6 protein-coding genes are annotated in these 9,990 nt (G+C 74.3%); all 6 read right to left on the bottom strand.

Features of this window, described 5'->3' with window-relative positions:
- Window position 1: 1 nt before the first annotated feature.
- The 6 genes from AB0O40_RS06645 to AB0O40_RS06670 are packed head-to-tail and all read right to left on the bottom strand — an operon-like array spanning window position 2 to window position 9,907.
- Window positions 2–283, bottom strand: coding sequence for an acyl carrier protein (locus AB0O40_RS06645; protein ID WP_365036335.1), 282 nt, complete (start codon window positions 281–283; stop codon window positions 2–4).
- Window positions 276–1,844 carry an AMP-binding protein gene (locus tag AB0O40_RS06650; protein ID WP_365036337.1) on the bottom strand — a complete coding sequence of 523 codons (1,569 nt, stop codon included), beginning with the start codon at window positions 1,842–1,844 and terminating at the stop codon, window positions 276–278. The genes AB0O40_RS06645 and AB0O40_RS06650 overlap by 8 nt, the downstream gene beginning before the upstream one ends.
- Window positions 1,841–5,245, bottom strand: a complete 3,405-nt coding sequence (locus AB0O40_RS06655; protein ID WP_365036339.1) for an amino acid adenylation domain-containing protein — start codon at window positions 5,243–5,245, stop codon at window positions 1,841–1,843. Before AB0O40_RS06655 ends, AB0O40_RS06650 begins: the two co-directional genes overlap by 4 nt.
- Window positions 5,245–7,500, bottom strand: a complete 2,256-nt coding sequence (locus tag AB0O40_RS06660; RefSeq protein WP_365036341.1) for a class I tRNA ligase family protein — start codon at window positions 7,498–7,500, stop codon at window positions 5,245–5,247. Before AB0O40_RS06660 ends, AB0O40_RS06655 begins: the two co-directional genes overlap by 1 nt.
- Complete coding sequence (locus tag AB0O40_RS06665) at window positions 7,497–8,573, bottom strand: FAD-dependent oxidoreductase (RefSeq protein WP_365036343.1); 1,077 nt, start codon at window positions 8,571–8,573, stop codon at window positions 7,497–7,499. Before AB0O40_RS06665 ends, AB0O40_RS06660 begins: the two co-directional genes overlap by 4 nt.
- The gene (locus tag AB0O40_RS06670) at window positions 8,570–9,907 is read right to left on the bottom strand and encodes a SidA/IucD/PvdA family monooxygenase (RefSeq protein ID WP_365036345.1); all 1,338 of its coding nucleotides are present in this window, start codon (window positions 9,905–9,907) and stop codon (window positions 8,570–8,572) included. Before AB0O40_RS06670 ends, AB0O40_RS06665 begins: the two co-directional genes overlap by 4 nt.
- Window positions 9,908–9,990: the final 83 nt, after the last annotated feature.

The raw sequence follows: 9,990 nt of genomic DNA on the forward strand, positions 1-9,990 counted from the left end.
GTCAGGCTCCGGTGGTGTCGCTGTGGCGGGTGAGGGCGGCGATGACGTGCGCCAGGGTGGTCATCTCGGCGAGGTCGTGTTCGGTGAAGCAGCCGAGGTCGACGTGGGTCTCGTCGCAGACCTCGGTGAGGAAGAGGACCTTGTTGAGGGAGGTCAGGCCGTAGGCGGCGACCATGTCCGCGTCCGGGTCGAGGGCTTCGGGGGCGACCTCGGGGGTGAGGACCAGGGAGAGCTGGTCGCGGGCGGCGGCCTCGATCCGGCTGGTGGTCGTGGTGTCAGGCATGGATACCGGTCTCCTGGTCGAGCAGCTGGGTGGCGTGGGCGGCCCGGATCTGCGGGCGCTTGGGCTTGTACTGGGAGGTGAGGAGGTCGTCGTCGATGCTGAAGGGCCGCTCGGCGACGATCACGCGGCTGATGAACTCGTCGGCGGTGGTGGCCGCGTTGACGGCGGCCAGCCGGGCGGCGATCGCGGCGTGGTCGGCGGGGACGGCGGCCGGCGAGACCACCGCGACCAGCTCGGTCTGGGCGGGGCTGAAGAGCACGCACTCGCCGATCGCCGGGTCGGCCTTCATCAGCTCCTCGACGGGCCGGACCACGATCTTCTTGCCGTTGTCGAGGACGATGACGTCGTCGGCGCGGCCGTGGACGAAGAGGAAGCCGTCCGCGTCGAGGTGGCCGAGGTCGCCGGTGCGGACGGTGCCGTCGGCGGCGAAGACCTTCTCCGAGTCGCCCGGCCCGGCGTACAGGTAGCGGGTGCCCACCGGGTGGCTGGCGCGGACGTGGATGACGCCGTCCGCGTCGATGAGGACCTGCTTGCCGGGCAGGACCTGCCCGACGCTGCCCTCGCGGTGGGCGCCGGGGTGGTTCTTGGTGACGATGCAGGTCTCGTTCATGCCGTACCCCTCCCACAGGGGCAGGGCGGCCTCGGCGTAGAAGCGGTGCACGGCCGGGGCGGCGGGGGCGGAGCCGGTCCACAGGTAGCGGATCCGGTCGCCGAAGAGGACCTGCGCCGTCTCGGCGAGCGGGGTGCCGGGGGCGGCCCGGCGGTGCCGGGCCTCGATCTGGCGGCGGGCGGTGTCGAAGAAGGCCGGTACGCCCATGACGACGGTGGGCCGGGTGCGGCGCAGCGCGGCGAAGGCGGCCTCGTACGTGCTGATGGTGAGGTCGTGGCCGTGCAGCAGGGCGGAGTAGACCCAGTACCGCTGCTGGAGCAGGGACAGGGGCAGGAAGACGAAGAGGTGGTCGTCGGGGCCGTGGCCGAAGAGCTGCTGGACGGCGGCCAGGGAGCTGTCGATGCTGCCGACGGTGGCGCCCAGGCCCTTGGGGACGCCGGTGCTGCCGGAGGTGAACTTGACGGTGGTGACGTCCTGGGGGTGCCAGCTGACCGGGGGCGGCGCGGGCTCGGCCGCCGGGGTGTCGGCGAGCTCGCGGACCTGCGCCATCGGCAGGGCGCCCGGCAGCCCTTCGACCTCCTGGTCGGTGCAGAGCAGGTCCAGGCCGTAGCGCTCCATCAGGTCGGCGGAGGGGGTGAACTTGCCGGGCTCCAGGCCGGCGGTCTGGGCCTTCAGGCGCAGGGCGGCGAGGTCGAGCAGCACCCACTCCAGGCTGTTGGCGGCGAGGACGCCGATCCGGGAGCCGGGGCCGATGCCGCGCTCGCGCAGGTGCAGGGCGAGCCGGCCGGCCTGCTCGTACAGCTCGGTCAGGGGCAGGGTGCAGGTGCCGTCGAGCCGGGTCACGGTCAGCCGGCCGCCGGCCGGCGGGCTGCTGACCAGGCGTTGGATCGCGGGGGCGGGGTCGAAGTCCGGTGCCGGGCCGGCCGCCGGGCGGGTGTCGGCGAGGGTCATCGGGGGCGCTCCGGGCTCTCCAGGTCCTCGGGCTGCTCGGGGGCCAGCTGGGCGGCCATCGCGCGGACGGTGGGGATCTCGGCGAACTGGTCGAGGGTGAGGGTGACGCCGAAGCGCTTGCGGGCCGCGGTGAGGATGCGGGCCGCGGCGATGGAGTCGCCGCCCAGGGAGGCGAGGGTGTCGGTGACGCCGAGGTCGGGGCGGTGCAGCACGCCCGCCCATATCTCGGCGACCAGCTTCTCCGTCTCGGTCTCGGGGGCGGCGGCGCCCTCGGCGGCGGCCGGGTCCGGTTCGGCGGGGCCCTCGTCCAGGGCGGCCAGCCGGGTCCGGTCGACCTTGGCGTTCTTGGTGAGCGGCAGGGCGTCGTGCCAGCGGACCACCGTCGGGATCATGTACTCGGGCAGGTCGGCGCGCAGCTCCCGGCGCAGGGCGGTGGCGTCCGGGCGGGCCGGGCCGGCCGGGACCAGGTGGGCGACGAGCCGGTCGCCGCGGGGGCCGGGGCGGGCGGCGACGACGGCGGTGGCGACGGCGTCGAGGGCGGCGAGCCGGGTCTCGACCTCGCCGGCCTCGATGCGGTAGCCGTTGACCTTGATCTGGAAGTCGCCGCGGCCCAGGATCTGGATCTCCCCGTCGGGCAGGTAGCGGCCCAGGTCGCCGGTCCGGTACATCCGCTCGCCGCGGGCCTCGTCGCGGTAGAACTTCTCGTCGGTGCGGGCGGGGTCGCCCCAGTAGCCGCGGGCCAGGCCGGTGCCGGCGGCGACGATCTCGCCGGTGACCCAGTCGGGGCAGTCCAGGCCGTCGCGGTCCAGGACGTAGGCGCGGTTGTTGGCGTTGGGGTGGCCGTAGGGGATGGACTCGCTGCCGTCCTCGTCCTCGCCGACCGGGTGCAGGATGTTCCAGACGGTGGTCTCGGTGGGGCCGCCGAGGGAGACGACCTCCAGGCCCGGCACCAGCCGGCGCAGGGCGGCGGGCAGGGCCGGGGGCAGCCGGTCGCCGCTCATCATGACCAGGCGCAGGGCGGGCGGCGCGGTGCCGTCGGCGACGGCCTGGTCGTGCATCAGGCCGACGATGGCCGGTACGGAGTTCCAGACGCTGATGCCGAACTCCTCGGCCAGCTCCAGCCAGTGGGCGGGGTCCACGGCCCGGTCCCGGTCGGGCATGACCAGGGCGGCGCCGGCCGCCAGGGCGCCGAAGACGTCCCAGACGGAGAGGTCGAAGTTGAAGGCGCTGATGGCCATGAAGCGGTCGGCGGGGGTGAGGGCGAAGCGTTCGTGGCAGTCGGCGACCAGGTTGGTGACGTTCGCGTGGGTGACCATGACGCCCTTGGGGGCGCCGGTGGTGCCGGAGGTGTACAGGACGTACGCCAGGTCCTCGGGGTCCGAGCCGGGCAGCCGGGGCGGGACCTCGGCGGGTCCGGCGCCGGGCGCCGGTGCGGTGAGGTCGAGGGCGGCGATGGCGCGGTCGGGGTCCTCCTCCTGCCAGCCGGTGTTGGTGAGCACGCAGCGGACCTTGCCGTCGGTGAGCATGTAGTCGCGGCGGGCGGCCGGCAGGGCGGCGTCCACGGGCAGGTAGGCGGCCCCGGCCAGGACGGTGGCGAGGATGCCGGTGATCTGCTCGGGCCCGCGGTGCATGACCAGGCCGACAAGATCGCCGCGGCCGACGCCGTGCTCGCGCAGCCAGGTCGCGGCGCGGGCGGCCCGCTCCAGCAGTCCGCCGTACGTCAGCACGCCGCCGGTGGTCAGGACGGCGGGGGCGTCGGGGGTACGGCGGGCCTGCGCGGCGATGGCGTCGCCGAGCATCTCGGGGGCGCGCGGCACGGCGGTGTCGTTGGCGGCGGCGCGGCGCTCGCGCTGGGCGGGCGGCAGCAGGTCGAAGGAGTGCCGCTGCCAGGCGCTCTCCTCGGCGAGGTCGGTCAGCAGCTGCCGGTAGCCGTGCGCGAAGTCGTCCAGCAGACCCTCGGGGAAGAGCTCGTCGAGGCCGTCGAGCTGGACGACCAGGGCGCCCTGGCGCTCCATCGCGAAGGCGTTGAGCCAGACCTGGGGGGTCTGGGAGACGGTGAAGACCTCGGGGCCGAACAGGTCGAGGGCGGAGCCGTCGACCTCGGTGCTGGCGTGCCCGATGGCGCTGTTGAAGGTGAAGGGCAGCCGGGCGCCGGCCACCCCGCCGCGCAGCCGGGCCAGTTCGGCCATGACCTCGACGCCGGAGTGGTGGCGGTTGTCGATGTCGGCGTGCAGCCGCCGCTGGAGGGCCCGGGCCCGGTCGGCGAAGGGCAGGGCCCGGTCGACCTCGGCCTCCAGCAGCAGGGTGTCGGAGAACTGGCCGATGGCCTCGAAGATCCGCGGGTGCAGCGGGGGCCGCTGGGCGAGGGTGGTGGTGAGGGTGAACCGCTCCCCCGCACCCCAGGTCGACAGGGTCTCGGCGTAGGCGGCGATCAGCACGGCGGAGGGGGTCAGCCCCAGGGCCGTGCCGCGCCGCTTGAGCTGCGTCCAGGTGGCCGCGTCCAGTTCGGCGGTGCGCTGGCTGAAGCGGGACCGGGTCAGGGCGGCGGGGCTGGTGCGCAGCGGCAGGTCGGGGTGGGGGGCGAGGTCGGGGGCGCGCATGGTCCAGTACGCCTGGGAGCGCTGGGCGGGGGCCTTGGCGCGGGCGGCCTCGCGGGCCTCGACGTAGCGCTCGTAGGGCAGTTCCTCGGGGAGTTCGGCGGCGGGTGCCTGGTAGGCGTGCCACCAGGCGCGGAAGAAGAGGAACATGCTGATGCCGTCCATGACGAGCCCGTCGTGGCCGACGTGCAGGACCATCGCGTCGTCGGCGAGGACGGTGACGTCCACGGCCAGCAGCGGGCCGCCGTCGGCGGCCAGGACGCGGTGGGAGCGGGTCTCGCGCAGGTCGGCGCGGGTGCGCTGCTGCTGTGCGGGGTCCTGGCCGCGCAGGTCGAGTCGGCCGATGCGGACCTTGGCGGCGTCGGCCGGGACGGTGACCTGGCGGTCGTCGGCCAGGAAGCGGGAGCGCAGCGCGCTGTGGGCGGCGACGACGGTGTCCAGGGCGGCCTGGAGGCGGTCCAGGTCCCAGGCGCCCTCGATCTCGTGGTAGACGTGGCTGGCCACGTCCCCGATCTCGAAGACCCCGGAGCGGCCGAGGTAGTAGCCGCGCTGGAGCGGGGTGAGGGGGAAGCCGGGGCCGAGGGCGGCCTCGGCGGCGAGGTGGGCGACCAGGTCGGCCTTGGCGGCCTTGATGCGGGCGATGAAGCCGGAGTCCATCCGGTCGCGGGGGCCCTGCAGGCGCAGGTCGCCGTCGACGAGTTCGACGGTCAGGCCCCGGTCGGTGATGTCCTGGAGGACGGCGAGGTGGTCGGGCGCGGCGTCGGTGCCCGGGGCGGGGTCGGTGGTGGGGTCGTGGCGGTCCATCAGTTCTCGCCTTCCGTGAGGGCGGCGACGGCGGCCGGCTCGGCGCGCTCGACGAGGACGGCGGCCAGTTCGGCGAGGGTGCCGCCGTGCAGCAGCTCGTCCATGGACAGGTCGACGTCGAGGGCGTCGAGGATCTGGTACTGGACGGTGACGGCCTGGAGGGAGCCGGCGGCCAGCTGGGGCAGGGTGCAGTGGGCGATCGGCTCGCCGGGCTCCAGGCGCAGCGCGCCCTGGACGACGCGGGTGAGCCAGTCGGTGAGCGGGCCGGGGCCGGCCTCGGCGGCCGGGGCGGTGAAGAAGGCGGTGTCCGCGAGGGCGACCGGGGTGCCGGGGGCGAGGAGTTCGACGGTACGGGGCCAGGCGGCCGGGGCGTCGGCGGCGCCGAGGGCGGCGGCCAGCTTCGCGGCGAAGCGGGGCATGACGGGGGTGGCGGCGTGGGCCAGCAGGCGGGCGGCGGCCAGTTCCAGGGCGATCGCGGTGCGGGTCTCGTTCGCCCAGCCGGGGGTGTCGGTCAGGAGGGATTCGGCGCGGGTGAAGCGGACGGTGTCGGCGACGATGCCGTCGAGTTCGGCGGCGGCCTGGTTGAGGGAGAAGGCGTCGCCCGACAGGGCGCCGGTGACGGCGTCCAGGCGGGTGCCGAGCCGGGCCAGGAAGGCCTGGTGCTCGGGGGTCCAGTTGCCGGCGTCGGGGGCGAGGCCGCCGTGGTGCTTGGCGACGCGGGCGCCGAGGTCGGTGAGCCAGGCCTGCCAGGTGCCGATGAGGGTGTCCTCGAGGGTCTTCTCGTAGGCGGCGCGCCGGAAGTCGGTGCGCAGGCCCTCGGGGCGGGTGGACGCGAGGAAGTAGCGGACCGCGTCGACGGTGTCGGGGGTCAGGATGTCCTTGCCCCAGATGGCGTGGCGCCGGCTGGTGGAGAACTTCTCGCCCTCCAGCAGGTAGAACTCGTTGACGTGGTAGTCGATGTCGGGCTGCCAGCCGGGGTGGGCCAGCTTGTAGAGCACCGGGTAGAGGACCGAGTGGTAGAAGCTGTTGTCGTAGCCGAAGAAGTGGACGATCTTCCAGTCGGCGGCGGGCTCGGCGGCCCGCCAGTCGCGGCCCAGGCGGCTGCCCAGGGACTGGATACCGTGCAGGAAGCCGTAGCTCATCTCCGGCCACACCCAGATGACCTGGCCCTCGGTGGCGTCCTCGCGGGGTTCCACGCCCCAGGTCGAGGGGTGGGTGACGGGGATGTCCAGGGCGGGCCGGGCGAAGAGCCGGTCGGCGAGTTCGCGCAGCCGGGCCGGGACCCGGCCGAGCCGGTGGTGCTCGCGGACGGTGGCGGCGTGCTCGTGCAGCGGCAGGGTCCAGCGGGCCGCGGTGCCCAGCTGCGGGGCGCCGCCGGCGGAGCGCGGGTCGGTGAGGTCGGCGACGGTGTTGGGCTCGCCGCACTCCTCGCAGATGTTGCCGGAGGTGGCGTGGCCGCAGCCGGGGCAGCCGCCCTTGACGTCGACCTCGTACAGGTACTGGCCGGAGGCGGCGTCGAAGAGGGCGTCATGCGGGGTGACGGCGATGCGGCCGGAGGCGACGACCTTGCTGAAGAAGTCCTGGAGGCCTTCCCGGTACTGCGGGTCCTGGTCGGTGACCGTGTACTGGTCCAGGGGGATGTCCATCAGCCGCAGGGTCTCGGCGATCTCGGCGCTGTAGTGGGCGGCGGTCTCGGCGGGGGTGCGGTCCTCGGCGCGGGCGGCGCCGACGACGTAGCTCTGGTAGTCGTCGCTGCCGGTGAGGTGGTAGGCCTCGGCGCCGTTCATGCGCTGGAAGCGGGTGAAGGCGTCGGCGCCGAGGTAGGGGCCGGAGAGGTGGCCCAGGTGCAGGTCGCCGTTGGGGGTGGGCGGGGTGGAGAAGACGAAGACGGGGCGGTCGCCGAAGCCCTTGCGGACGGGGCTGGTCGCGGAGGTCATGGCCCGCTCGGCGTCGCGCCAGTACTGGGTGAAGAAGACCAGGTCGGCTTCGCCGGTGTTGGTCAGGACGTGGGTCTCGAAGGGTTCGAAGAGGATGACGGTGCCGGGGGCGGCCGGGTGGACGGCCCCGTCGACCTGGAACTCGCCGCTGCCGGCGACGACGACGAACAGCTCGGTCTCGTCGTGGTGGTGGCGCTCGGAGGTGGCGCCGGGGGCGACCCGGCCCCAGCCGGCGCCGGTGCCCAGGCCCTCGACGGAGCTCATGTCGATGCCGAAGGCCTGTTCCAGGACGTCGGCGTCGTAACTGGCGATGATCATGTCGTGGCCTTTCGCGGGCGCGGGAGGGCGGGGATCAGGTCGGCGGCGCGGGCCGCGAGGGCGGGGGCGAGGCGGTAGCCGGAGCCGCCGGCGGCGCCGGCGAAGACGATCCGGCCGCCGGCCAGCGCCTCGACGAGGGCGGTGCCCCGGGGCCCGTACGCGTCGCAGAAGACCCGGCCGGAGGCGCAGGCGGCGGCGAGGTCGGGGGCGTAGCGGCGCAGCAGGGCCCGGGCCTCGTCGAGGTGGCCGGCCCGGACCTCGGGGTGCACGGTGGCGGGGTCGACGTCCCACTCCTGGCAGGTGTAGCTGAAGAGCCAGTGGCCGCGGTGGTGGAAGGGGAGCAGGAAGGCGTCCTCGTCGTGGAAGACGATCGCCCGGTCGCCGGGCGCGGGCGCCACGTCCACGTGCAGGGCGACGATCTTCTTGACGCGGGCGCCGAGCGGGGCCAGCAGCGCGGCCCAGGCGGGTTCGGCGAGCCAGGGGCCCGGGGCGAGCACCACGTGCCCGGCGGTCAGCGCGGCCCCGCCGCTCAGGGTGAGGCGGACCTCGTCGGGACCCGGTTCCAGGGCGGTGACGGCGACGCCCTCGCGGAAGGCGACGGCCGGCCGCAGGTCGGCGGCCAGTTGCTGGGCCAGGCCCTGGACGTCGGCGTACTGGCAGCCGTCGCCCTCCCACAGCCCGTACCCGGCGGGCAGCGCGGGCACCTGCGGGGGCAGCTCCTCGACCGGTCGGAGCTTGGCCTCGGGCAGGTAGGCCTCCCGCAGGGCCGGCTCGCTCGCCAGCGGCGCGAGCACGGTCATCTCCAGGGGGTGGATGGGCAGGTCGGGGCGGGCCGCGTGCAGGTCGGCGTAGAACCGCTGGCTCTCGGCGGCCAGTTCGCGGGTGGTGGCGCTCGCGCCGCGCGGGAAGTGCAGGCCGGCGGAGCGGCGGGTGGCGCCGGAGCCGATCAGGTCCCGGTCCAGGAGGGTGACGGAGGTGCCGGGGGCGCGGGCCAGGATCTCGCGGGCGGTGAGCACCCCGAGGATGCCGGCGCCGACCACCGCGATGTCCGTGTGCGCGGCGGCGGGGCTCATGCGCTCCACCGTTCGGCGCGCGGGGCCGGCTTGGCGGACCACTCGATGAAGGAGGACAGCTGTTCGTCGCCGCGGACCCCGCAGAGGCGGTCGGCGATCCGGCGGCTGCGCCAGGCGTTGAGGCTGAGGTTGGGGTCGGCCAGGCCGCGCTGGCCGCGGACGCCGTTCTGGATGAAGATCCGGCGGTCGGCGGGGCCGTCCCAGCACACGGCGTAGTCCTCGTCGACGCGCAGCTCCTCGCCCTCGGTCTCCAGGCGGCCGGCGAGCGGGGCGAGGAAGTCCATGGCGGCCGGGCGGTAGCCGGTGGCCCAGACGATGACGTCGGCGTCGAACTTCTCCGGGGCGGCGGCGGCCTCGCCGTTGTGGCGGGCGGCCACCTCCCAGCCGCCGAGCGGGCCGGGGCGGACGTCGGTGACGTCCCGGTTGGGGTGCAGGGCGACCAGGTCCTCGTTGCCCTCGATGAAGCGGTGCACGTAGATGGCCTGGTAGATCTCGCGCAGGGTGGACTCGGAGATGCCGTCGCTGGTGAGGATGTGCCGGTCGTTGAGCTCGTGGCGGCGCTCGCGCGGCAGTTGGTAGAAGTAGTCGGCGTGGCTCGGCATGTAGAAGTCGTTGGTGAAGGGCGAGTCGTCGATGGGGAAGTAGTTCTGCCGGCGCGAGATCCAGGAGACCCGGCGCGGCAGGTCGGCGCCCGAGCGGGAGATGAGGTCGAGGAAGGCCTCGGCACCGGACTGCCCGCCGCCGATCACCACCACCCGCTTGCCGCCCAGGTCCCGGGCGCGGGCCAGGTAGTCGGCGACGTGGAACTGGCTGGCGCCGAGCCGGCCGGCGCCCTGCGGCGGGACCCAGGGGCGGCTGCCGATGCCGACGACCACGTTGTCCGCGGTGGCGGTGCGGCGGTCGGTGCGCACGGTGAAACGGTTCGCCGCCTCGTCGTAGGCGACCTCCTCGACGCTCTCGCCGAAGGCGATGTTCTCGTTGCGGCGGCTGGCCCAGGCGAGGTAGTTGCGGAACTCCAGGCGCGGTACGTCGTCGAAGCGGGCGTTGAGGAAGTGGTAGATCCGGCCCTTCTCGTGGAGGTAGGCCAGGAAGGAGAAGGGGTTGCCCGGGTCGGCCAGGCTGACCAGGTCCTTGAACTGGGACACCTGGAGGGTGGTGCCCGGGATCTGCTGGCCGTCGTGCCAGCTGAAGGACTGTTTGCGGTCGAGGAAGAGGTTGGGTATGCCGGACCGGCCGTGCAGCAGCGACGCCAGGCTGAGGTTGGCCGGGCCGACGCCCACGCCTATGCAGCGGTAGTGGGCGGCCGCGCCGGACCGGTTGCTCTCGTGCCCCATGGATCGGACCTCTCGTGTGTGAAGCGGTGACGGGTGGGGTGGAACGGGCGCAGGGGTCTTGGGTGGTGCGGGTGACGGGGTGG

Origin of the sequence: Streptomyces sp. NPDC089919 (assembly GCF_040684615.1) — a bacterium.
Classification (GTDB): domain Bacteria; phylum Actinomycetota; class Actinomycetes; order Streptomycetales; family Streptomycetaceae; genus Streptomyces.